20 protein-coding genes are annotated in these 22,716 nt (G+C 61.8%); 8 read left to right on the top strand and 12 right to left on the bottom strand.

Translation table 11 applies throughout. The features are described 5' to 3' along the window. Positions 1–56: 56 nt before the first annotated feature. Positions 57–1,076, bottom strand: coding sequence for an NADP-dependent oxidoreductase (locus CHB75_RS08315; protein ID WP_089270074.1), 1,020 nt, complete (start codon positions 1,074–1,076; stop codon positions 57–59). A 107-nt stretch (positions 1,077–1,183) separates the two neighbouring features. Between CHB75_RS08315 and CHB75_RS08310 the strand changes: the two genes are divergently transcribed. From CHB75_RS08310 to CHB75_RS08290, 5 genes are read left to right on the top strand one after another with little or no spacing between them, the layout of a single operon-like run. Further along, entirely contained in the window at positions 1,184–2,815 is a 1,632-nt protein-coding gene (locus tag CHB75_RS08310) for a long-chain-fatty-acid--CoA ligase (protein ID WP_089270073.1), read from the top strand. Further along, a complete protein-coding gene (locus CHB75_RS08305) occupies positions 2,805–3,251 on the top strand; it encodes a MaoC family dehydratase (RefSeq protein WP_089270072.1) in 447 nt (148 codons plus the stop codon). Before CHB75_RS08310 ends, CHB75_RS08305 begins: the two co-directional genes overlap by 11 nt. A 2-nt stretch (positions 3,252–3,253) precedes the next feature. Beyond that, complete coding sequence (locus CHB75_RS08300; protein ID WP_089270071.1) at positions 3,254–4,489, top strand: acyl-CoA dehydrogenase family protein; 1,236 nt, start codon at positions 3,254–3,256, stop codon at positions 4,487–4,489. A gap of 39 nt (positions 4,490–4,528) precedes the next feature. Beyond that, positions 4,529–5,509, top strand: a complete 981-nt coding sequence (locus CHB75_RS08295; RefSeq protein ID WP_089270235.1) for a phosphotransferase family protein — start codon at positions 4,529–4,531, stop codon at positions 5,507–5,509. Then, on the top strand, positions 5,506–5,916 hold the full coding sequence (locus tag CHB75_RS08290) for a PaaI family thioesterase (RefSeq protein WP_245840821.1): 411 nt from the start codon (positions 5,506–5,508) through the stop codon (positions 5,914–5,916). The genes CHB75_RS08295 and CHB75_RS08290 overlap by 4 nt, the downstream gene beginning before the upstream one ends. A gap of 65 nt (positions 5,917–5,981) precedes the next feature. On the opposite strand, the gene rpe is transcribed toward CHB75_RS08290, so the two are convergent. The 7 genes from rpe to CHB75_RS08255 are packed head-to-tail and all read right to left on the bottom strand — an operon-like array spanning position 5,982 to position 13,240. Further along, entirely contained in the window at positions 5,982–6,665 is a 684-nt protein-coding gene (gene rpe, locus CHB75_RS08285; protein WP_089270070.1) for a ribulose-phosphate 3-epimerase, read from the bottom strand. 31 nt (positions 6,666–6,696) lie between these two features. Further along, entirely contained in the window at positions 6,697–7,632 is a 936-nt protein-coding gene (locus CHB75_RS08280; protein WP_089270069.1) for a 2-hydroxyacid dehydrogenase, read from the bottom strand. A 1-nt stretch (position 7,633) separates the two neighbouring features. Then, positions 7,634–8,773, bottom strand: a complete 1,140-nt coding sequence (gene rodA, locus CHB75_RS08275; protein ID WP_089270068.1) for a rod shape-determining protein RodA — start codon at positions 8,771–8,773, stop codon at positions 7,634–7,636. Next, positions 8,770–10,713 (bottom strand): penicillin-binding protein 2, encoded by a 1,944-nt coding sequence (gene mrdA / locus CHB75_RS08270; RefSeq protein ID WP_089270067.1) that lies wholly within the window; start codon positions 10,711–10,713, stop codon positions 8,770–8,772. The genes rodA and mrdA overlap by 4 nt, the downstream gene beginning before the upstream one ends. After that, positions 10,710–11,249, bottom strand: a complete 540-nt coding sequence (locus CHB75_RS08265) for a rod shape-determining protein MreD (RefSeq protein ID WP_089270066.1) — start codon at positions 11,247–11,249, stop codon at positions 10,710–10,712. Before CHB75_RS08265 ends, mrdA begins: the two co-directional genes overlap by 4 nt. Next, complete coding sequence (gene mreC, locus CHB75_RS08260; RefSeq protein WP_089270065.1) at positions 11,242–12,162, bottom strand: rod shape-determining protein MreC; 921 nt, start codon at positions 12,160–12,162, stop codon at positions 11,242–11,244. The genes CHB75_RS08265 and mreC overlap by 8 nt, the downstream gene beginning before the upstream one ends. Positions 12,163–12,193: 31 nt before the next feature. Then, positions 12,194–13,240, bottom strand: a complete 1,047-nt coding sequence (locus CHB75_RS08255; RefSeq protein WP_089270064.1) for a rod shape-determining protein — start codon at positions 13,238–13,240, stop codon at positions 12,194–12,196. A 355-nt stretch (positions 13,241–13,595) separates the two neighbouring features. On the opposite strand from CHB75_RS08255, the gene CHB75_RS08250 reads away from it, so the two are divergent. Both CHB75_RS08250 and CHB75_RS08245 read left to right on the top strand, forming a co-directional pair. Next, positions 13,596–16,097, top strand: coding sequence for a GcvT family protein (locus tag CHB75_RS08250; RefSeq protein ID WP_089270233.1), 2,502 nt, complete (start codon positions 13,596–13,598; stop codon positions 16,095–16,097). 568 nt (positions 16,098–16,665) lie between these two features. Beyond that, positions 16,666–17,268 (top strand): PASTA domain-containing protein, encoded by a 603-nt coding sequence (locus CHB75_RS08245; RefSeq protein ID WP_176439090.1) that lies wholly within the window; start codon positions 16,666–16,668, stop codon positions 17,266–17,268. A gap of 91 nt (positions 17,269–17,359) precedes the next feature. Here the strand turns inward: CHB75_RS08245 and CHB75_RS08240 are convergent, their stop codons facing one another. After that, entirely contained in the window at positions 17,360–19,045 is a 1,686-nt protein-coding gene (locus tag CHB75_RS08240; RefSeq protein ID WP_089270062.1) for an acyl-CoA dehydrogenase family protein, read from the bottom strand. A gap of 147 nt (positions 19,046–19,192) precedes the next feature. Between CHB75_RS08240 and CHB75_RS08235 the strand changes: the two genes are divergently transcribed. Continuing rightward, positions 19,193–19,963, top strand: coding sequence for a sulfite exporter TauE/SafE family protein (locus tag CHB75_RS08235; RefSeq protein WP_089270061.1), 771 nt, complete (start codon positions 19,193–19,195; stop codon positions 19,961–19,963). Positions 19,964–20,002: 39 nt separating this feature from the next. On the opposite strand, the gene CHB75_RS08230 is transcribed toward CHB75_RS08235, so the two are convergent. The 3 genes from CHB75_RS08230 to CHB75_RS08220 form a co-directional block, all read right to left on the bottom strand. Beyond that, a complete protein-coding gene (locus CHB75_RS08230; protein WP_089270060.1) occupies positions 20,003–20,596 on the bottom strand; it encodes a DUF3859 domain-containing protein in 594 nt (197 codons plus the stop codon). Further along, the gene (locus CHB75_RS08225) at positions 20,593–21,000 is read right to left on the bottom strand and encodes a VOC family protein (protein ID WP_089270232.1); all 408 of its coding nucleotides are present in this window, start codon (positions 20,998–21,000) and stop codon (positions 20,593–20,595) included. Before CHB75_RS08225 ends, CHB75_RS08230 begins: the two co-directional genes overlap by 4 nt. Before the next feature lie 72 nt (positions 21,001–21,072). Then, on the bottom strand, positions 21,073–22,671 hold the full coding sequence (locus CHB75_RS08220) for a phosphoenolpyruvate carboxykinase (protein ID WP_089270059.1): 1,599 nt from the start codon (positions 22,669–22,671) through the stop codon (positions 21,073–21,075). Between the last annotated feature and the right edge of the window lie 45 nt (positions 22,672–22,716).

The raw sequence follows: 22,716 nt of genomic DNA, 5'->3' as shown, positions 1-22,716 counted from the left end.
ATCGCCTTAAGGTGGCATACCCTCCGTCACCGTTTTGAGGTTATCTCCGAAGGAGTTCAGAGCGCCACGATCTGCTTGCCGGTATTGCCGCCCTGCAGCATCGAGATGAAGGCCTTGGGAGCGTTTTCAAGACCCTTGGCGACGTCTTCAAGGTAAGCGATGTGCTTGTTTGCGACCATCGGCGTGACCTCGGACACGAACTCGGGGAACCTGCCCCAGTGGTCAAAGACAATCATACCGTTTACCGACAGCCGCTTGACCAGCACCGAGCGCCAGAGTGCGGGCAGCCGGTCCGACCCGTCGCCGTCCAACCCCGTATACCACGCGATCATGCCGCAGACCGGGATGCGCCCGCCGACGTTCATCAGCGGTATCACGGCTTCAAGCAGCTTGCCGCCAACATTTTCCCAGTAGATGTCGACCCCATCCGGTGCGGCCTCGGCCAGCGCTGCGCGCAGAGCCCCCGCATCTGCGTAGGCGCGATGATCGATGGCAGCGTCAAAACCATAGGTCTCGACCGCCAGCTTGCACTTCTCTGGCCCACCGGCAACGGCCACGGTGCGCATCCCGGCGGCCTTGGCCAGTTGACCTACCATTGAACCGACCGGCCCTGTGGCTGCACCAACCACCAAAGTTTGCCCGGCCTTGGGGCGACCAAATTCCTTTAGTCCGACCCAGCCGGTAAACCCCGGCATCCCCAACACCCCAAGCGCTGTCGAAGGCGGCAGGCTGTCATCAAGCTTGCGCAGTTCGGTCGCTGGAAGTACCGCATGGCTGGTCCAGCCGGTCATGCCGGTCACAAGGTCACCCTCGGTGAAGCCTTCGGCCTTTGACGCAATGACCCGCCCCACGCCCTGTCCGGTCATCGTGCCGCCGATTTCTACCGAGGGGGCATAGCTTTTCACGTCGTCCATCCGGCCGCGCATGTACGGGTCGAGCGACAGATGTGTGACGGCGACCAACACGTTCCCCACAGAAACCTCGGGGAGGGCAGAGGTTTCGAACGAAAAATCCTCGGGCTCGGGCAGACCCTTGGGGCGGCGGGCCAAGGCGATGCGGGTCAGGGTGTCGGTCATGGGGTCAGCCTCTCGTCGGAACGTCACCGGAAGATCGTGCTTGCGTCCGGTGCGCTGGATTGCACACAGTGGGGCAAGGTCTAGAGCAGAAGGCAAGGGAGGGCCAGATGCACGGAATGATGATGAACCAGCCGCTTTCGATCATGGAGATCCTGCGGTACGCGTCTGGCGCACATCCGGGGGCGGGCATCGTGTCGGTGCGAACCGAAGGCGACATTCACCGCGAAACCTATGCCGAGGCTTATGCCCGTGGCGCGCAACTGGCGCATGGGCTGGACGCGCTGGGGATCGGGCGGGGGGATCGGGTGGCGACGCTGGCATGGAACGGCTACCGGCATTTCGAAATCTACTATGGCGTCTCGGGTATGGGGGCCGTCTGTCACACCATCAACCCGCGCCTGTCCGCCGAACAGATGCTTTATATCATTGGCCATGCCGAGGATAAGGTGCTCTGTGTCGATCTGACCTTTGTCCCCCTGATTGAGGCCCTGAGCGAACACCTTCCAAGGAACCTGAAAATCGTGGTGCTGACCGATCGGGCGCATATGCCGGACAGTCGCTTGGACCTGCTTTGCTACGAAGAGATTCTGGCGGGCAAGCCAGATACCTACGACTGGCCGCATCTGGATGAACAGACGGCGGCGGCGCTTTGTTATACCTCAGGCACCACCGGCCATCCCAAAGGCGCGCTTTATACCCATCGTTCCACGGTGATGCACGCCATGACCGTCGCGATCACTTTGAACAAGAGCCTGAAGGAAGGCGCAAAGATCCTGCCGGTCGTGCCGCTGTTCCATGTGAATGCCTGGGGGCTGCCCTATGCGGCGCCACTGGCTGGAGCCACGTTGGTGATGCCGGGTCCAAAGCTGGACGGCGCATCGCTCTATGATCTGATGGAGGCCGAAGGCGTGACCTCTGCCTGGGGGGTACCGACTGTCTGGATGGGCCTGCGCGCCGAGATCGAAAAGCGTGGACGCCCGCCGAAGGGTTTCGAGCAGGTGATGGTCGGCGGATCCGCCGCGCCACGCAGCATGATCGAAGGGTTCGAGAAAGATGGCATCGACGTCTGCCACGCCTGGGGCATGACCGAGATGTCGCCCGTCGGCACTCATGGTCAGTTGTCCGAACCGATGAAGGCGCTGCCATGGGACGAACAGATGCGGCTGAAGTCACTGCAGGGGCGCCGCCTGTTCGGGGTCGAGATGAAGATCGTCGACGAACAGGGCGCGCCGCTGCCACATGACGGCACCGCGATGGGTGAACTGTTCGTGCGTGGCAATACCGTCGTGTCGGGGTACTTCAACAACCCCGAAGCCAGCGATAAGGCGCTGGATTCAGAGGGCTGGTTCGGCACCGGTGATGTGGCGACGATCAATGACCATGGGTTCCTGAGCATTCAGGATCGATCCAAGGATCTGATCAAGTCAGGCGGCGAATGGATCAGTTCGATCGACCTTGAAAATATCGTGATGGCCTGTCCAAAGGTGGCCAGTTGCGCAGTCATTGCCGTGGCACATCCCAAATGGGATGAGCGACCGCTTTTGATCGTGGTGCCGAAGGGCGATGAAAAACCGACGCTTGAGGAACTGCACGAATTGCTGCTGGAGTCGGTCGCGAAATGGCAGTTGCCCGACGCGTTGGAATTTGTCCAGGAACTGCCGCTGACCGCGACCGGGAAGGTATCGAAACTGACACTGCGCAAGCAGTTCGAGGGATACCAGTTGCCCGATGCTGATTGATCGCCTGCGCGCCCTGTCCGCGACGAACTCTGACTGGTTTACGTTGGACGCCGCCCGAATCCGCGCCTTTGCCGATGCGACCGAGGACTGGCAGTTCATCCATCTCGACGAAGACCGCGCCGCCACAACCGCCTTTGGGGGCACGGTGGCGCATGGTTTCCTGACCCTGTCGATGCTGTCGGCCATGTCCTATCAGGTGGTGGCCGATCTGCCGGGGGTGAAGGCCAGCGTGAACTACGGCTTTGATCGGATCCGCTTCGTCTCGCCCGTGCACACGGGCGCGCGGGTGCGCGGGCGCTTTGCGGTCGCTTCGGTCGAGGAAGGGCCGGCACCGGGCCTTGCCATGGTGCACTGGGACGTGGTTGTCGAGGTAGAAGACGCAGAGAAACCGGCGCTGGTGGCCCAGTGGATCACCCGTCTCGAACTGGAGGAATAGGCATGGATCTAGGAGTAACCGCACGCATCGCGCCGCTGATCGCGCAGGTGCGCGAGATGATCGAGACAGAGATCGCTCCGCTGGACGCCGAATTCCACGCCGAGGTCGGCAAACACCCCTCAGGCGATCGCTTTGTCCACACCGATCGGCAGTTGGAGATCCTTGACGGGCTGAAGGCCATGGCCAAAAAGCGCGGCCTCTGGAACTTCTGGCTGACCGGGTCAGAGCGGGGATATGGCCTGACCACCGTCGAATATGCCTATCTGGCCGAGGAAATGGGCAAGGTAGGCATCGCCGCCGAGGTGTTCAACTGCAACGCGCCCGACACCGGCAACATGGAGGTGCTGGAGCGTTACGGCACTCAGGCGCACAAGGATCGCTGGCTGGGTCGGCTGCTGGAGGGCGATATCCGGTCAGCCTATGTGATGACAGAGCCGGATATCGCGTCGTCGGATGCCGCGCAGCTGAAGTTCCGCGCGGTGCGTGATGGCGATCACTATGTGCTCAACGGGGAAAAGTGGTGGATATCGGGTGCCGGTGATCCGCGCTGTCAGCTCTATATCGTCATGGCGATGACAGACCCGGAGGCGGCCAAACACGCGCGCCATACGATGTTCGTGATGGATGCCGATACGCCCGGGGTGGAAAAGCTGCGGCCGATGCAGGTTTTCGGTCAGGATGATGCGCCGCACGGGCATCTGCATCTGCGGTTTACGGACGTCCGCGTGCCGGTGGAAAATGTCGTGCTGGGCGAAGGGCGCGGGTTCGAGGTTGCGCAGGGTCGTCTAGGACCGGGGCGCATCCACCACTGCATGCGTGCCATCGGACAGGCGGAAAAGGCGCTGGCGATGATGTGCAGGCGGGGCCTTGCGCGCGAGGCGTTTGGCAAGAAGATCATCGAGTTGGGCGCGAATTACGACATTATCGCAAATGCCCGGATGGAGATCGAGATGGCCCGGCTGCTGTGCCTCAAGGCTGCCTGGATGATGGATACCAAAGGCGTGCGCGAGGCGCAGCCATGGATTTCGCAGATCAAGGTCGTCGCGCCGCTGATGGCGGGCAAGGTGATCGACGAAGCCATGCAGATGCACGGCGCCGGCGGGATCAGTCAGGACTTTGATCTGGCGCATATGTGGACCCATGTGCGCACCCTTCGCTTTGCCGATGGTCCCGACGCAGTGCATCGCCGACAAGTCGCCCGCGCCGAGCTGCGCAAATATGCCAACGACAAGGTCTGAGGCGTGGACGAACGGGAACTGGAGGCCGTCGCGACATGGATGCGGGGGCAGGGCATAGCGCTGGAAGGTGTATTGCAGGCGCAGAAGTTCGACGTTGGCCAGTCCAACCCGACCTACCATCTGACCACCGACAACCAGAGCTTTGTCCTGCGCCGCAAACCCCCCGGCGTCCTGCTGAAATCTGCACATGCAGTGGACCGGGAATTTTGCGTGCAGCAGGCGCTGGCGGATACGGATGTCCCGGTGCCGCGAATGCTCGCCCTTTGCGAGGATGACAGCGTGATCGGGGCGATGTTCTATGTGATGGAGCATGTGGAGGGGCGCAACATAGACGATCCTTCGATGCCGGGCATGGCTTTTAGTAACCGGGCCGCGATCATGACCGAGATGAACCGGGTTCTTGCTGCGATTCATTCTGTCGACCCCGACGCGCTGGGTCTGGGTAATTTCGGCCCGCCCGGAAACTACTATGAACGCCAGCTGGCCCGCTGGACCAAGCAGTATCGGGCCTCTGAGACAGGCGAAGTGGCGGCGATGGATGCCCTGATCGGCTGGCTGGGTGCAAATCTGCCGCCCGAAGATGGGCAGCGTACGCTGGTGCATGGCGATTTCCGGATCGACAACATGCTGTTCGCGCCCGACGGGCCAGAGTGCCGGGCTGTCCTTGACTGGGAGCTGTCGACCCTTGGCCACCCCTATGCCGACCTTGCGGGCGTCATCATGCAGTGGCAGTTGCCCCCGGGGCCAGAGGGGCGCGGGCTGGCCGGTGTGAACCGAAGCGCGCTTGGGTTGCCATCGGACACCGAATTCGTCGCGCAATATTGCAGACGGCGCGGGATCGACCATATTTCTGGCTTTGGATTCTATGTCGCCTTTGCGTTCTTCCGTATGGCGGCGATCCTGCAGGGGGTGAAGCGGCGCGCGCTTGACGGCAATGCGTCAAACCCCGACAAGGCGCTGCGGCTCGGCTCCTTCGTGCCGCGTTTCGCGGAACTGGGACTGGAGGCGGCGCAGGCATGACGGACATGGACCCAAGGTTTCAGGAGCCAGAATACCCTTATTCCGCGCATCTGGGCATGAAGATGACCGGCTGGTCGCAGGGCTGGGCGCGATTTGAGATGCCGCTGGCACCGTTCATCATGAACCGGCACGGCAATCCGCATGGCGGGGCGCATGCATCGCTGATCGACACGGTGATGGGCTATGCAGGTTGCTGGACCGGCGACCCCGAGGTCAAGCAGATGGCGCTGACCCTGTCGCTGAACGTGCAATACCTTTCCCGGCCCAGGGGCAAGATGCTGATCGGCGAGGGCCGACAGACCGGCGGCGGCAAAAGTACGTTTTTTGCCGAAGCGACGGTGGTGGACGAGGTCGGCGAGTTGATTGCCACAGGCACAGGCGTGTTCCGGTATCGCAAAGGCAGCTGACCCCCGCGCGAATGGCAAGGGTCAGATTTTGCGTGTTTTTGAAGAGAAGAAGCGCGAAGCCGGGGTTATGACGGGACTGAGGCGCGAATGGCGCGGATGTTTTCGCCATAGGGTGCGGGGTTGGATACGGAACCGCCCCGGAATACAGCAGAGCCCGCCACCAGCACATCAGCCCCGGCGGCCCGCACCAGCGGTGCGGTGGTCGGGTCGACCCCGCCGTCGATCTCGATATGGATCTCGCGGTCGCCGATCAAGCTGCGCAAGGTACGGACCTTATCAACGCAGGAATGGATGAACTTTTGGCCGCCAAAGCCGGGGTTCACCGTCATCACGCAGACCATATCCACCATGTCGAGCAGCGGAGCCACAGCCTCGGCCGGGGTGCCGGGGTTGAGCGCAAGGCCAGCCTTGGCGCCTGTCGCACGGATCGCCTGAAGCGTGCGGTGGATGTGGGGGCCTGCCTCGACGTGGGCGGTGATGAAATCGGCCCCGGCAGCGGCGAACGCCTCGATATAGGGATCGACGGGGGCGATCATCAGATGCACGTCCATCACCGTCTTGATATGCGGGCGGATCGCCGCGCAGGTGGCGGGGCCAAAGGTGATGTTGGGCACAAAATGCCCGTCCATCACATCCACATGGATCCAGTCCGCGCCCTTCGCTTCGACGGCCTGAATTTCGGCTCCGAAGTTGGCGAAATCGGCGGAAAGGATCGACGGTGCGATCTTGAGTGAACGGTCAAAGGACATGGGGTAACCTCCTGCTGGCGCGCTGGCCCTATCAGTATCCGGCGCTGCGGTCCACCAGATGCTGCAGGCCTTCGCCCGCTTCGTTACGTCGGATGTTTTGCGCAATCACCCGCGACGCGCTGTCGGGGCGGGTTTCCGATGCGATGTGGGGTGTCACGGTCACCTTGGGGTGCGTCCAGTAAGGATCGTCCTGCGGTAGGGGTTCGATCCGGAACACATCCAGCGTCGCATGGCCAATCTGCCCGGAATCCAGAGCCGCCAGCAGCGCCGCATCGTCGATCAGCGGTCCGCGTCCCGGGTTGATGATGACCGCACCCCTTGGCAGCTGCGCAAGCGACTGCGCGTTCAGGGTATTTTCCGTCGCGGGGGTGTCGGGCAGCAGCAGCACAACGATCTGCGCATCCGTCAGCGCCTGTGTCAGGCCCTCTGCTCCGGCGTGGGTCGTGACACCATCCATCGGGTGGGCAGAGCGGCTCCAACCCGTCACCGGAAAACCGAGCGACAGCAGCGCCGCCGCACAGGCCTGACCGAGCGCGCCAAAGCCCAGGATCGTCACCGGGCGGTCCTTGGACAGCGGCGGCGGGGTGTGATCCCAGACATGGTCCGGGTTGACGATATGCCTGTCCATCTCAAGGTGGTGTCGCAGCGCATGGCCGGTGACCCATTCCACCATGCCCTGCGTCAGCCCGTTTTCGTCAATCATGCGGGTCAGCGGCACGGTGAGTGTCTGGTTCTTTACGACGCCTTCGACACCTGCCCAGAGGTTCATCACCGCCTTGAGCCGGGTGTAGGGGGTGAAATCCTGCACCTCGCTGTTGGGGGCGTAGACGATGTAATCGACGTCGCCGGGCGCAAATTCGGTGCGCAGATCATAGGCCAGGCCGGTTTCATTCAGGGCTACGGTCAGCGGCGCTTCGTATTGCGCCCAGCGGTCTGCTTGGGCGGCGAACAGGATGTTGATGGTCATGTTACCTCGGTCTGTGGATGTGGGCACTTTGCACAAGGCCAAAGGCCACCATGAGCACCAGCATGGCCGATCCTCCATAGCTCACCAGTGGCAGAGGCACGCCGACGACGGGCGCAAGGCCCATCACCATTGACATGTTGACGGCAAAGTAGAGGAAAAACGTAAGGCCGACCCCAAGGATCAGCAGGGACGAGAACCGGTCGCGGTTCTGCAGCGCCGAGATGATGCAGAATACAATGATCAGCACATAGAGGGCCAGCAGCGAGACCGCGCCGATAAAGCCGAACTCTTCGGCGAGGGTGTTAAAGATGAAGTCGGTGTGCTTTTCGGGCAGGAAGTTCAGCCGGGACTGTGTGCCCTGCATGAACCCGCGCCCGGTCCAGCCACCGGATCCCATGGCGATCTTGGCCTGAGTGATGTGATAGCCGGCCCCCAGCGGGTCCGAATTGGGGTCAAGAAAGGTATCGATCCGGCGGAACTGATATTCCTTCAGCATCTGCCAGTCCGTGCCCCGGCTTTTCAGAACCGTGGCGACGAAACCGACACCTGCGGTAATGACGGTCGCAAAGTAGGCCCAGTGAACTCCGGCGAGGAACATCATCAGCCCACCGCCGACCACCAGCAGGATGGCCGTGCCCAGATCGGGCTGGGTCAGTACCAGAAAGGTAGGCGCCATGATCAGGATCACGGGGAGCAAAACCCAAAGGATGCCAGAGGTTTTGCGGATCGGCAGCCAGTCGTAATAAGCCGCCAGCAGCATCACCATGGTGACCTTCATCAGCTCGGATGGTTGCAGGCGAAAGAACCCAAGGTCGATCCACCGTTGCGCGCCCATCCCCACGGAACCAAAGAATTCCACCACCACCAGCAGTGCGAGCGACACGAGATAGGCCACCACCGCCATGTTGCGCCAGAACCAGATCGGGACCATGGCGACCAAGAACATGGCAGTCAGCCCGAGCAGATAACGTTTCATCTGCGGCTCGGCCCAGGGCGAGAAGGATCCGCCCGCCACCGAATAGAGCATCAGGAACCCGACCGACGCGACCGCCGTCAGCAGAAGGACAAGCGGCCAGCTGAGGTAAAGCACCTTGCGCAGACCCGACGGGACCGTCTTGACCGAGTATTCAAGATAGCTCATGCGCGGCTGTTTCCGTCGGTCTTGGGCATCTGACGTTCGCTGTTCAGGCGCTCCTGCTGGGCCTTGATGCGCTCATGGTCCTTGGACGGATAGGCCGACAATGGCGGATCGCCGTTGAATAGCGCCTGTAGTGTCACGTCACGGTTGATGGGGGCCGCGGCGGATGACCCGCCGCCGCCGTGTTCGACCACAACGGACACGGCGATCTTGGGGTTGTCATAGGGTGCAAAGTTCACGAACAGACCGTGGTCGCGCCGGTTCCAGGGCAGATCTTCGTTGTTGATCACGCCGCGTGCCCGCTCTGCCGCGCTGATGTTGCGCACCTGGCTGGTGCCGCTTTTCCCGGCCATGCGGTACGCTTCATCCACAATGCGCGAGCCGTATCCCGTCCCGCGCCGGTTGTTGCTGACCGCGAACATGGCGCGACGGATCTGGCGCAGATGATTTTCGTTGAGGCCCAGACTTTCACCGCCCTGCGAAGGCGTTTCGATTCCGTCGATGGATTTGATCAGGCGTGGCGTGATGTTGCGCCCGGTGGCAAGACGGGCCGTCATGACCGCCTGCTGCAGCGGCGAACTCAGCACATAACCCTGACCGATGGCGACGTTGACCGTATCACCGATCACCCAGCCCGCACCACGTTCACGCAGCTTCCATGCCTTGTCCGGGATCAGACCCGATGTGACTGCGGACATCGGCAGGTCATGGGCGATGCCAAGCCCCAGACGGCGGCTCATCGCGGCGATATTCTCAATCCCGACCTTGAGCGCGAGGTCGTAGTAATAGACGTCGCAGCTTTCGCGCAGGGAGGTTTCCAGGTTCATGTGCCCGTGGCCGGCATGCTTCCAGCAGTGAAAGCGCCGCCCACTGACTTCTAGGTATCCGGGACACCAGACGGTGTCTTCGGGGCCGATGACGCCCGCGTCGATCGCGGCCATTGCCGTAACCATCTTGAAGGTGGATCCCGGGGGATAGGCGTCCTGTACCGTCTTGGACGCCAGCGGGCGGCGGTCATTGTCGCGCAGCACGCTATAGTCGGCGACAGATATGCCGCGCACGAACTTGTTTGGATCATAGGCAGGCGAGGAGGAGATCGCCAACACGTCGCCATGTTCAAGATCCAGCACCACGACGCTGGCGCTTTCTGTGCCCAGCCGGGCGCGCACATAGTCCTGCAGACGCCCATCGATGGTCAGCTGCAGATCTGCGCCTGCCTCGCCTTCACGACGGTCTAGCTCGCGCATCACGCGTCCCACGGCATTGACCTCGACCCGCTTGGCGCCGGCACGACCACGGAGAATCTCTTCGTACTTGGCCTCGACCCCGACCTTGCCGATCTGAAAGCGCGGGATCCGCAGTACCGGTTCGGGGTCTTCATAGCGGGCCAGATCGCGTTCGCTGACCGGGCCGACATAGCCTGCCACATGTGCAAACGCCGTGGTCATCGGGTAATGCCGCGACAGGCCGACCTCGGGGGTGATGCCGGGCAGGGCGGGGGCATTGACGGCGATGCGGCTGATGTCTTCCCAGCTGACCCGGTCGGCAATCGTCACTGGAAGGAAGGGGGCCGAACGCTTCATCTCGGCCAGGGCCCGGTTCAGCTCGTCCTCGTCCAGTTCGACAAGCGAAGACAGGCGCGCAATGACATCCTGCACGTCGCCGGCATCTTCGCGGACCATGGTGATGCGGTAGCTTGGGGCGTTTTCGGCGATGATGATGCCATTGCGGTCAAATATCTGGCCACGCGCGGGCGGTATCAGGCGCAGGTTGATGCGGTTTTCCTCGGCCAGCAGCCGGAATTCATCCGCCTGTTCAACCTGCATGAACTGCATCCGCGCCGCCAGAATTCCGGCGAAACTCAGCTGGAGTCCGCCCAGCATCACGCCGCGGCGTGAAATCTTGCGGGCGCTTTCGGCGGTCTCTCTCGGGGTGCGTCTCATAGCGAATGTCCCAATCTGTCCACCTCACCGGGGGCCGAGCGGCGCACGCCCAAGGTCAGATGCGACAGGATGACAACCAGGGGGTAGAACAGGATGGTCATCGCCAGCTGCATCAGGATCAGGAACGGCGGGCCGGAGGGCACCATGAGGATCAGCAACACCACCCTGTATATCAGGGTTATGCTGATCAGACAGCCCGCCACGGTAAACCATTCGAGAACGAAGGTCGTTTCCCTTTGCCGCCGTTCGCGCGATTTCAGCCAGTGCACCGCCATCACCACCAGCGCGGCCCAGAGCCCCGGTGGCCGCTGGAACATCAGATCGGCTAGCAGCATGACACCCGCGACGGACAGCGCCGGGACGTAATCCGGACGCCGCAGGGCCCAGGCGAAACACAGCGCGACCAACAGATCGGGCGCGGCCCAGCGGCGCGGCATCGTTTCAAGCGGCAACAGGTGAAAGAACATGATCACCAGGCACAGGGCGATAAACGCCGCGCGCATGGACCAGATCCGGGCGGCGCTCTGGTCAACCATCGCTGGCTGCAGGCTGTTCGGGTGGGGGCGGCAGGGTGGCCGTGCCCGGCGGCACATCCGGTAGGATCAAGGCGCTTGGCTGGCTTACCTTGCGTGCGCCGTGATCGCGCAGCACCCGCAGGAATTCCAGCCGCTCGTAGTCCGCAGCCATCCGCGTGCGCAGCCGCCCGCCGGGATCCTCGGCCACCTGACCGATCAGCAGACCGGGGGGAAACACCTCTCCGTCGCCGCTTGTCACGATCCGGTCGCCGGGGCGGACGAGGTCGGGGTCTTCGAGGAAATCAATCGGCGGAGCCTTGGTATTATCCCCGACAATCAGCGCCCTCTGGCCCGAAGGCTGGATTACGGCGGGTATCCGGCTGGTCGAATCCGTCAGCAGGATCACCCGGCTGGTGTCGTCGCCCACGCCCGAAATCCGCCCGACAAGGCCGATACCGTCCATAGTTGCCCAGCCATCGACGATGCCATCGCGTGACCCCACGTTGATCAGCACCGTCTGCCGGAAAGGCGACCCGGAATCCGCCAGCACCACGCCGGTTATGTAGGTCAGCCGGGGATCAAGCCGCACGTTGTTCAGGTCCAGCAGTCGGGCATTTTCCTGTTCAAGCTGCAACGCAGCCTCTCTCCAGGCGGTCATCTGGCGCAGCTCGCGCCGTAGCTCCTGGTTCTGATCATAGATGTTCTGGTAGCTTTGGAAGTCGCGCAGCAGCTTTACGCTGGCCGTGACCGGCGCCATGGCCCAGCCAAAGCTGGGCACCACCGTATCCAGCACCTGCGCGCGAAAGCGTTCGACACGGGGGCTGTCGATCCGCCAGACAAGGAACAGCCCCAGAAGGCACAGCACCAGCACCGCCAAAAGCAGACGCTTCAGCGGGCCAGTGTAGCTGTCGCCATAAGAATTGTCCCGTGCCACAAGTCCCCCTATCTCTCAGAAATTGAGGGGATCAGCTGTCGTAGTCAATCGCGTGACGCAGCAGTTTTTCGTATTCCAGCGCCTTGCCGGTGCCGAGGGCCACGCAGTTCAGCGATTCATCGGCGATAGACACCGCAAGCCCGGTCTGCTCGCGCAGCGCCAGATCCAGATCGCCCAGCAGCGCACCGCCTCCGGTCAGCATCACGCCCCGGTCGACGATATCCGCCGCCAGATCCGGCGGGGTCGCTTCCAGCGCGGTCATCACGGCCTCGCAGATCGCCTGCACGGGTTCGGCCAGCGCCTCGGCCACCTGAGCCTGGCTGATCTCGGTTTCCTTGGGAACACCGTTCAGCAGGTCACGGCCCCGGATCTGCATGGACGATCCGCGCCCGTCATCGGGCATCCGGGCCGTGCCGATGGATGTCTTGATACGTTCGGCGGTCGATTCGCCCACCAGCAGGTTCTGCTGGCGGCGCAGATAGTTGATGATCGCCTCATCCATGCGGTCGCCACCGACGCGGACCGAGCGGGCATAAACGATATCGCCAAGCGACAGAACGGCCACCTCGGTCGTGCCGCCGCCGATATCGACAACCATGTTGCCGGTCGGATCGGTGATCGGCATGCCTGCCCCGATGGCCGCCGCAATCGGTTCGGCAATCAGCCCGGCGCGGCGCGCACCTGCCGACAGAACCGACTGACGGATCGCGCGTTTTTCCACGGGGGTCGCGCCGTGGGGTACGCAGACGATGATCTTGGGCTTGGAGAAAGTGGACCGTTTGTGGACCTTGCGGATGAAATGCTTGATCATTTCCTCGGCCACGTCAAAGTCCGCGATCACACCTTCGCGCATGGGCCGGATCGCCTGAATGCTGCCGGGGGTGCGGCCCAGCATCAGCTTGGCATCTTCGCCCACGGCGAGCACCTTTTTGACGCCGTCTTTGATGTGGTAGGCTACGACGGACGGTTCGGACAGTACGATCCCGCGTCCCTTGACGTAGATCAGCGTATTCGCTGTCCCCAGGTCAATGGCCATGTCCGCCGAGAACAGACCCATGAGCTTTTCTAGTCCAAACATATGACGCGCCCCAATATCGTTTTAGGCCCGCGACTCTCCCGAGGCAGGCCGGTGGCCCTTATAGGCACGGATCGTTGGTAGCGAAAGGGTTCCTCTTGGGCAAATCAGCGTGAAACTGCCATAGGGGCGTCAGGGTGCCAATTTTTGCGCTCTGCCACGTCCTTTCGGGAGGCGTTTCCACAGGGTAGCGGTGCCGATTCCGGCCTTTCCTGCGGTTTGGCAGGAGGTATCCCGCGCCGATGGTGGCCACCTTGCGATCCTGCGTCGTTTTCCTGACATGACAGGTCGGGCCGCGTCGACGAACGGCCCCGGGCTGCGCTATGCAGGGCGCGAAGCCTGCGGGAGTAGCACAATCATGAAAACCCACGTCAAAGCACTGGTCGTCGGCGGTGGCGCTGTCGGCACCTCTATCGCATATCATCTGGCCCGCGCGGGTTGGGACGATGTGATGCTGCTGGAACGGGACGAGTTGACGTCCGGTTCGACCTGGCACGCGGCGGGTCTGCTGCCCTATTTCAACATGTCCTTTGCGACGACGCACATCCACGACCACTCGATCAAGCTGTACAAGACGCTTGAGGAAGAAACCGGCCTGAACGCTGGTTTCGCCGTGGTGGGCAACCTGCGCATGGCGCAGACCGACGCGCGCATGGACGAATATATGCTGTATGCGACCACCGCCGAAACCTGCGGCGTTCCGTTCGAATGGCTGACCCCGGCGCAGATCAAGGACCGCTGGCCGCTGGTGCGCACCGATGACCTGAAGGGCGCGATCTTTCATCCGACAGACGGCTACATCAACCCCGCCGATGTGACGATGGCGATGGCCAAGGGCGCCCGCCAGCGCGGTGTGGTGATCGAGCGCAAGTGGCAGGTCGACAGCTATACCTGGATGGGCGATCACTGGGACGTCGGCATCACCAAGATGGTGGAAAAGGGCGGCAATCTTGTGCCGTCTGAAGAGACATCTGTGATTCATGCCGAACATGTGGTGACGGCGACGGGCAACCACGCGCAGCGCACCGCGCGCCTGCTGGGCATCAAGATCCCTGCGATTCCGGTCGAACACCAGTTCATCGTGACCGAACCCGATCCCGCGCTGGTCGAATACCGCAAGACCCACGATCAGCACCCCGTCCTGCGCGACGCCGATGCCAAATGGTACGTCCGCGAAGAGCGTGGCGGCTGGATCCTTGGCCCCTATGAAAAAGGTGCCCCGGCGCGGTTTGAATACGGCGTGCCCGACAGTTTCCGCGCCGACCTTTTCCCGTTGGATCTTGAGCGGATCGAAGAGGAATACATGTCGATGATCCACCGGATTCCGTCATCGGAAACCGTTGGACTCAAAGATGATTTCAACGGTCCGATCTGCTACACACCCGACGGCAACCCGCTGGTCGGACCTGCGCCGGGCCTGCGCAACATGTGGCTGGCCGAGGGTTTTTCCTTTGGGATTACCGCCGCGGGCGGCACCGGCCATTACCTGGCCCAGCTGATGACGCAAGGAGAGGCCGAGATAGATATGGCGAGCCTCGACCCGAAACGCTTTGGGTCCTGGATCACCACGGAATATGCGGCCCGCAAGAACGAAGAAGCCTATGATCACGTCTTTGTCCTGCACCACCCGGACGAAGAGCGACCTGCCTGCCGCCCCCTGCGCACTGTTCCCGCCTATGAGCGACAGAAGGCCCGCGGCGCCCAGTTCGGTCATGTCAACGGATGGGAGCGCCCCAACTATTTCGGTCCGCTGGATGCGCCGGACAGTTTTGACCACGATTCGCGGTCGTTCCGTCGTGGCGGCTGGTGGGAATATGCAGTGGCCGAGGCGAAGGCAGTTCGCGAAGGCGTCGGGTTGATCGACGCCTCCGCATTTACAAAACACATCGTTAAAGGCCCTGGCGCCACCGCATTTTTAGACTGGTTCACCTGCAACAAATTACCCAAGGCGGGGCGGATCAACCTGACCTATGCGTTGACCAACATGGGCACCACTCGAACAGAGTTTACGATCATTAGGTTAACGGATGGTGAATATTACCTCGTTTCAGCAGGGGCATGGACAGATTATGACGCCGATTTCCTGCGCAAGGCTGCGGCGGACAAAGCGCCGGAGTTTGGCTATATCGAGATCCAGAATGTCACCACACAATATGGTGTGTTTGCCATCGCCGGGCCGAAGTCCCGCGATGTTCTGAACGCGGTGATCAAGGATGCGGATCCAGATACTGCGCTGACAAACAAGCGTTTTCCATGGCTTTCGATGCGTGAGATCGAGCTGGGCATGTGCCCGGTGCGTGCGATCCGCGTGGCCTATACCGGTGAGCTTGGCTGGGAATTGCACCACCCGATCGAGATGCAGGCCTATCTTTTTGATCTGCTTGAGGGGGCTGGCAAGGCGCATGGCATGAAGCTGGTGGGGGCGCGGGCGCAGAACTGGCTGCGGCAGGAAAAATCCTATCGCGCGTTTGGGAATGAGCTGGGGCGCGATGCGACGCCGCTGGAGGCGGATCTGCCGCGGTTCGTGGATTTGTCCAAGGATTTCAACGGTAAAGGGGCGATGGAAGCCACCGGAATCCGTAGCAAATGCATCACTTTGCTGATTGATGGACCTAGCGATGCGGACCCTTGGGGACGTGAGGCGCTCTATGCCGAGGATGGTACACGGGTGGGGCGTCTGACCTCGGGTGGGTATTCTGTTGCCTTTCGAAAAAGCATCGGGATGGGCTATGTGAAGCCGGAACATGCTGTGGTTGGCAAGGTGCTAAAACTCAAGATGTTGAACCAGTTGTGGGATGCGACGGTGACCGAGGACAGCCCCTACGACCCCCAGAACGCGACAATCCGCAAGGACGCCTGATACCGGAGCGGCGGGGGAAACCCCGCCAAAACGGCGTATGGAACCCGTATGGCTTGCATATGGAAAGCGTATGGCTGGCGTATGGCTCTGACCGGACGCTCAGGAATTGGGGACACCGCCGCAAAAGGTGGTGAGCGGGATTTGGCGACGTTCAGGCAAGCGACAGAAACCGCTCTTTTTGTCGAGCGATAAAGCGCTGTAAAAACCCTCGGCAAAAGATGAGCAACTCTTCCAAAACAAGCTCAACGGGCTTCGCCATGAGCGCTGTTTTCGCGTGCACAGTCTTTTCAGGGGCTTTGTCGATGTTCCCGCGCAGTGGCCTGATGGCAGAGCCCCCCAGAGCCGGACGAGTTTATACAGGGTTTCCGCGAAGGGAATGCCGAATTTTTTTGCGAAATTGAGGCTCTAACCTTCTGAAAGAGCCAATGTTTCCCAAGTTGCTGACGCGACGATGGTGATGCCGTATAGAGAGCTGGTCAGCGGCATATTTTGTTGCAGTACACGTAAGTTTGCGGCTGGTGTTCAGGAAGACGTCCAATTTCACGCAGATAATTCAGGAGGTATTAAGATGAAACAGACGTTTATTATAGCTTTTGCTGCCGTTCTATTAGGGGCCTGTGTTCCGCAAGAGACCCCGCGCCAACCCCCGGCTGTCCCCGCCGACACCGCCGCGTCGGAGACACTGGTCATCATGCCCGATGTGGTCGGGCTTGGCAGCGGTCAGGCGGTTTCCATTCTTCGCAACCTCGACCCTCAGATGGCAATCGGCCTTGCCAGATCCACGAATGACGCCCCAAAGGATACGGTGTTCAAGCAGGACCCGGCCCCCGGAGTGGAGATTGTGGAGGGTAGGTTGGTGGTGCTTTCGGTTTCCAAAGGGCCAGCATCGCAGCCCATCTTTGTGCCCGCTCTGATTGGCGAGAAGTACTCTGTTGCCACACGGCAGCTGGGTAAGCTGAAAATCCCCTATACCCATGTTGCGGGCTCGCTCGAGGAGGGGTCGCGACCTCTCAATCTGTGCGAAAGCAAGGTGTGGTATCCGGTTGTAGAGAGCATTTCACCGCCCGCCGGCACCGAGTGGCGCGAGGGCAGGACCCCGCTGCGGATCACCACCAAGAAAAAGACCGAATACCGCAGCTTTCCGCCACCTGCAGGGCGTATCTGCCCCTAAGGCAGTCTCCTGCTTCGGCAAAATCGTGAGCTTAAGCATTTATGGCCCCGTCGGATGAACCGGCGGGGCTTTGGTCTGGGGGTGACAGGGGTTAGCCCAGCAGGCGGCGGGCGATGACCTGGGCCTGAATTTCGGCGGCACCTTCGAAGATGTTGAGGATACGGGCGTCGCACAGGATGCGGCTGATGGTGTATTCCAGCGCAAAGCCGTTGCCGCCGTGGATCTGCAGGCCGTTGTCGGCGCAGGCCCAGGCGATGCGGGCGCCGAGCAGTTTGGCCATGCCGGCCTCAAGGTCGCAGCGGCGGCCTTCGTCCTTTTCGCGGGCCGAGAAGTAGGTGAGCTGGCGGGCTACCATGATCTCGACCGCCATCATGGCGATCTTGCCTGACACGCGGGGGAATTCGATCAGGGATTTGCCGAACTGCTTGCGGTCCTGTGCGTATTTCATCGACACGTCGAGCGCGGATTGCGCGACGCCGATGGCGCGGGCGGCGGTCTGGATGCGGGCGGATTCAAACGTCTCCATCAGCTGCTTGAAGCCTTTGCCCGTTTCGCCGCCCAGCAGGTTTTCGCCTTTGACGTGGAAGTTGTCGAAGGCGAGTTCGTATTCCTTCATGCCGCGATAGCCGAGCACCTCGATTTCGCCGCCGGTCATGCCCTCGGTCGGGAAGGGGGCGTCGTCGGTGCCGGGGGTCTTTTCCGCCAGGAACATCGACAGGCCCTTGTAGTCTGTCGTGTCGGGGTCGGTGCGGACCAGCAGGGTCATGACGTGGGTGCGGGCGGCGTGGGTGATCCAGGTCTTGTTGCCGGTCACCTTGTAGTCATCGCCGTCCTTGACCGCGCGGGTGCGTAAAGATCCGAGGTCAGAGCCGGTGTTGGGTTCGGTGAAAACCGCCGTGGGGAGTTTTTCGCCCGAGGCGAGGGCGGGGAGCCACTTCTGTTTCTGCTCTTCGGTGCCGCCGGCGATGATCAACTCGGCGGCGATTTCGGACCGGGTGCCAAGCGAGCCGACACCGATATAGCCGCGCGAGAGTTCCTCGGAGACGACGCACATCGACGCCTTGGACAGGCCAAAGCCGCCGTATTCCTCGGGGATGGTCAGGCCAAAGACGCCGAGTTCAGCGAGTTCGTCGATGATTTCCATCGGGATCAGCTGATCCTTGAGGTGCCATTCGTGGGCAAAGGGTTCGACCTTGTCCACGGCAAAGCGGCGGAACTGTTCGCGGATCATTTCGAGTTCGTCATCAAGGCCGGTGGCCCCGACGGTGATTTCGGCCGAGCGTTCCTGCATCAGTTCGACAAGGCGCGTGCGCGCGGCCTGGGTGTTGCCCGCGCGTCGCAGAGCAGCGATTTCGGGGGTGTCGAGCATCGCGATCACATCAGTCGGCAGGCCCATGTCGGACAGGCGCAGGATTTCGCCCTGGCTCATCGGGATGCCGCCGGCGATCTGGTTCAGGTATTCGCCGAATGCGATCTGGTGGATCAGCTGTTCGACCTCGGAGAACTTGGCCGTCTCGACAAGCATCCCGGCCCAGTGCTGCATCTGGCGCAGGGCTTCGGTGTAGGTGGCGAGCCATGCAAGGCCGTGGGCGGCGGTCTGGTGCGCCTCGACCAATGCGCCTGCGACGCGACCGTCCTGGATGACCAGCGCGCGGACGTAGGTTTTGGCCACCTCGAGGATCGCCTCGACCGGGGGGACCGCAGCACTGGTGAGCGTGAGGAGATCGGGAAGAAGAATGCCGTCTGTCCCTGTCAGATCCTGACCGTCATGTGCCATGTTTCACGTCCTTTCGTTTGTTGCGACCGGGCATATCTATTTCGCAGGTGCAGCGCAACAAAAATACCAACGGACGTTTGTATTCGTTCAAATATTGCGCGTTGCTTTTTTGCGGTACTCGGTTAAATGCTCTGATATGAGGCGGTTATGGATAGTTTATTGACCCTCATGCCCCTGCCTTTGCTGGGGATCTGTCTGGGAATCACCCTGCTGGCGGGCATCGTCAAGGGGGTGGTCGGATTCGCCATGCCGATGATCATGATATCGGGGTTGGGGTCGGTTGTATCGCCTGAACTGGCGCTGGGCGGGCTGATCCTGCCGACGCTTGTGACCAACGGCATGCAGGCGCTGCGGCAGGGGCCGGTGGCGGCATGGGGGTCGGTCAAACGGTTCCAGGTGTTCCTGCTGGTGGGGCTGGTGTTCATGCTGTTCTCGGCGCAGCTGGTCACCGTGATGCCGGTCTGGCTGCTGCTGACGGTGATCGGCGGGCCGGTAGCGCTGTTCGCGGCGGCGCAGCTGCTGGGCTGGAAGGGCGAATTGCCGGGTGGCCCGAGCCACAAGCTGGAAATCGGCATCGGCGCCTTTGCGGGTTTCATTGGCGGGATGTCGGGTGTCTGGGGGCCACCGGTGGTGGCGTACCTCACGGCGCTGGGCACGGAAAAGCGCGATCAGATGCGCGTTCAGGGCGTGATCTATGGTCTTGGGGCCGTGGCGCTGACCGGGGCGCATGTGGTGTCTGGCGTGCTGAATATGCAGACGGCGCTGTTTTCGCTGCTGCTGATCGTGCCGGCGGTGCTGGGCATGTGGATCGGCGGACAGTTTCAGGACCGGATCGATCAGGCGGCGTTCCGCAAGGCCACATTGTTCGTGCTGCTGATTGCGGCGCTGAACCTGCTGCGGCGGGCGTTTTTCGCCTGAGCAGCGTGGCGGGGTGACCCCCGCCCTATGGGTGTTTCTTCAGGACAGCAGGTTGCCTTCGCAGCCGAGGGCAATCTGGGGCACCTGTGACGGCGGCACCACGTCGAATTGCACCTTGTAGAGTTCGCGGCCGTTCTGCTGTGCCGTGAACGTCCATGTGCCTGTCACCATTTCCTGTGGCAGATCAAAGGTATAGGCGTTGACCGAGGGGCCTTCGCCGCCCAGCGTGGTCACATAGCTCTGTTCGGTGATATCGGTGCCGGTCAGTGGCGGATGGGTCAGGGTGATGACCGTGCCGCCAAAGGACAGCCCGCCTTGGGTATCGACTCTTACACCAAAGCTCAGGCCGGGAACCGTGGGAACGGTGCTGCCCAGCCATTGGAATTCGGGGGTATGGTCGTAGAGTTCGATCTGACCGGCGGCGGTGCCGGGGGCGTCCATTGTGGCGACTGAAACAATCTCGCAAAAGATGCCCTGGGTCACGGTGATCTGGGGGGGGGCGGAGGAGGTCTGAGCCGTGGCGCAGACGGGCAGGGTGGTCAGGGCGAGGCTGAGCAGGGCGTGTTTCATGCAGCGATGATGCGACGGGGTCTGGCGGTTGGCAAGGTGGCGGAAAGTGTCGGTGGCGGTCACTCTGGCCTGTCGCTGGTGAATTCGATCAGGTCCCAGAGGTTGCCGTAAAGGTCCCGGAACACAGCGACGGTGCCATAATCGGCCTGCTTGGGTTCGCGTTCGAAGGTGACGCCCTTGGCAAGCAACTGTTTATAGTCGCGCCAGAAATCGTCTGTACTCAGGAACAGGAAGACGCGGCCCCCGGTCTGATCGCCGATGTAGCTTTCCTGATGCGGAGTTGCGGCGCGTGCCAGCAGGATGGAGCAGGTGCCAGTCCCCTTTGGGCGCACAACGACCCAGCGTTTATCCTGTTCGGGCTGGTAGGTGTCGGTCACCAGTTCAAAGCCAAGCGTATTGACATAAAAGTCGATGGCTTCGTCGTAGTCGCGCACGACAAGGGCGATATGGGCCAGACTTTGGTTCATTGGCAGGCCACCGTGATACGCAGACATCCCCGGCAATCATAACCGGGGATATCTGTCATTTCTTCGAAAGCCTTAGCCGATGGCGGCGGCTTTCACGTCTTCGTCGATGTAGGGCACGTATTGCGCAAAGTTGTCGGCGAACATCTGAACAAGCTTGGCCGCCTGTGCGTCATAGGCGGCCTTGTCATCCCATGTGCGGCGCGGGTTCAGCAGCATTTCGGCCACGCCTTCGACCTCGACCGGGACTTCGAAGCCAAAGTTCGGATCCTTGCGGTATTCCACATCGGCCAGACTGCCGCTGAGGGCGGCGGAGAGCAGCGCGCGGGTGGCCTTGATCGGCATCCGCGAGCCTGTGCCGTGGGCGCCGCCGGTCCAACCGGTGTTCACCAGCCAGCAAGTCGCGCCGTGCTTGGCGATCTTGTCGCGCAGGAGGTTGCCGTAAACCTCGGGGCGGCGCGGCATGAAGGGGGCGCCAAAGCAGGTCGAGAAGGTCGGCTGCGGTTCGGTCACGCCACGTTCTGTGCCGGCAACCTTGGCGGTAAAGCCTGACAGGAAGTGGTACATCGCCTGTGCCGGCGTCAGCCGCGCGATCGGGGGCAGAACACCAAAGGCATCGCAGGTCAGCATGATGATGTTCTTGGGGTGGCCACCCAGCGCCGTCTTGGAGGCGTTCGAGATATATTCCAGCGGATAGGCGCAGCGCATGTTCGCGGTGAGGCTGTCATCTTCGAAATCAAGCTCGAAGGTCTCGGGGTCGAAGACCATGTTTTCGATCACCGTGCCGAATTTCGTCGTGGTGTCGTAGATTTCCGGCTCGGCCGCGCGCGACAGGTTGATCGTCTTGGCGTAGCAGCCGCCCTCAAAGTTGAAGGTGCCGCGATCCGACCAGCCGTGTTCGTCATCGCCGATCAGGATGCGCGACGGATCTGCCGAAAGCGTCGTCTTGCCGGTGCCGGACAGGCCAAAGAAGACAGCGGTGTCGACCGGGTTGCCGACCGCGTGGTTGGCGGAACAGTGCATCGGCATGATGCCCTTTTCGGGCAGCAGGTAGTTCAGCAGGGTGAAAACCGATTTCTTGTTTTCGCCGGCATATTCGGTGTTGGCGATCAGGATCAGTTTCTTGTCGAAATTCATCGCGATGACCGTGTCGGACCGGCAGTTGTGCTTTTCCGGGTCTGCCTTGAAGGACGGGCAGTTGATCACGGTGAAATCGGCGGTGAAGTCATCCACGCTTTCCTGATCCGGGCGGCGCAGCATGTGGCGGATGAACAGCCCGTGCCAGGCCAGTTCGGTGATCAGGCGCACGTCGATGGCATGGGCAGGGTCCGCTCCGCCGATCAGGTCCTGCACGAAATAGTCGCGGCCCTTCATGTGTTCGAGCATGTCGGCGTGCAGGGCATCAAAGCCTTCGGGCGACATCGGGGCGTTGTTTTCCCACCAGATGATGTCCTTGACCGAGTCGGTCTTGACGACGTGCTTGTCCTTGGGCGAGCGGCCGGTGAACTTGCCCGTGGTGACAAGGAATGCGCCGCCCTTGCCCAGCGTGCCTTCGCCGTGTTTGAGCGCGGCTTCGATCAGCGCGGGCTCCATAAGATTGTAATAGACATTTCCCAGTCCCTCGATGCCTTGATCTTCGAGGCGGAAGTTCGGGTTCACCCGTCCAAATGTCATTTGCCAAGCTCCTGTAGCCGCGTATCGGGCGGCAGACCTAAAATT

Origin of the sequence: Puniceibacterium sediminis (assembly GCF_900188035.1) — a bacterium.
In the GTDB taxonomy this organism is placed as follows: Bacteria; Pseudomonadota; Alphaproteobacteria; order Rhodobacterales; family Rhodobacteraceae; genus Puniceibacterium; species Puniceibacterium sediminis.
This window is presented reverse-complemented; position numbering and strand designations above follow the sequence as displayed.

What these genes read in the sequence shown, in the direction of transcription:
- rpe (WP_089270070.1), bottom strand. Translation starts at nt 6,665, where the DNA reads ATGTCCTTTGACCGTTCACTCAAGATCGCACCGTCGATCCTTTCCGCC.
- CHB75_RS08220 (WP_089270059.1), bottom strand. Translation starts at nt 22,671, where the DNA reads ATGACATTTGGACGGGTGAACCCGAACTTCCGCCTCGAAGATCAAGGC.
- mrdA (WP_089270067.1), bottom strand. Translation starts at nt 10,713, where the DNA reads ATGAGACGCACCCCGAGAGAGACCGCCGAAAGCGCCCGCAAGATTTCA.
- CHB75_RS08250 (WP_089270233.1), top strand. Translation starts at nt 13,596, where the DNA reads ATGAAAACCCACGTCAAAGCACTGGTCGTCGGCGGTGGCGCTGTCGGC.
- CHB75_RS08255 (WP_089270064.1), bottom strand. Translation starts at nt 13,240, where the DNA reads ATGTTTGGACTAGAAAAGCTCATGGGTCTGTTCTCGGCGGACATGGCC.
- CHB75_RS08315 (WP_089270074.1), bottom strand. Translation starts at nt 1,076, where the DNA reads ATGACCGACACCCTGACCCGCATCGCCTTGGCCCGCCGCCCCAAGGGT.
- CHB75_RS08310 (WP_089270073.1), top strand. Translation starts at nt 1,184, where the DNA reads ATGCACGGAATGATGATGAACCAGCCGCTTTCGATCATGGAGATCCTG.
- CHB75_RS08290 (WP_245840821.1), top strand. Translation starts at nt 5,506, where the DNA reads ATGACGGACATGGACCCAAGGTTTCAGGAGCCAGAATACCCTTATTCC.
- CHB75_RS08265 (WP_089270066.1), bottom strand. Translation starts at nt 11,249, where the DNA reads ATGGTTGACCAGAGCGCCGCCCGGATCTGGTCCATGCGCGCGGCGTTT.
- rodA (WP_089270068.1), bottom strand. Translation starts at nt 8,773, where the DNA reads ATGAGCTATCTTGAATACTCGGTCAAGACGGTCCCGTCGGGTCTGCGC.
- CHB75_RS08305 (WP_089270072.1), top strand. Translation starts at nt 2,805, where the DNA reads ATGCTGATTGATCGCCTGCGCGCCCTGTCCGCGACGAACTCTGACTGG.
- CHB75_RS08235 (WP_089270061.1), top strand. Translation starts at nt 19,193, where the DNA reads ATGGATAGTTTATTGACCCTCATGCCCCTGCCTTTGCTGGGGATCTGT.
- CHB75_RS08300 (WP_089270071.1), top strand. Translation starts at nt 3,254, where the DNA reads ATGGATCTAGGAGTAACCGCACGCATCGCGCCGCTGATCGCGCAGGTG.
- CHB75_RS08245 (WP_176439090.1), top strand. Translation starts at nt 16,666, where the DNA reads ATGAAACAGACGTTTATTATAGCTTTTGCTGCCGTTCTATTAGGGGCC.
- CHB75_RS08295 (WP_089270235.1), top strand. Translation starts at nt 4,529, where the DNA reads ATGCGGGGGCAGGGCATAGCGCTGGAAGGTGTATTGCAGGCGCAGAAG.
- CHB75_RS08280 (WP_089270069.1), bottom strand. Translation starts at nt 7,632, where the DNA reads ATGACCATCAACATCCTGTTCGCCGCCCAAGCAGACCGCTGGGCGCAA.
- CHB75_RS08225 (WP_089270232.1), bottom strand. Translation starts at nt 21,000, where the DNA reads ATGAACCAAAGTCTGGCCCATATCGCCCTTGTCGTGCGCGACTACGAC.
- CHB75_RS08240 (WP_089270062.1), bottom strand. Translation starts at nt 19,045, where the DNA reads ATGGCACATGACGGTCAGGATCTGACAGGGACAGACGGCATTCTTCTT.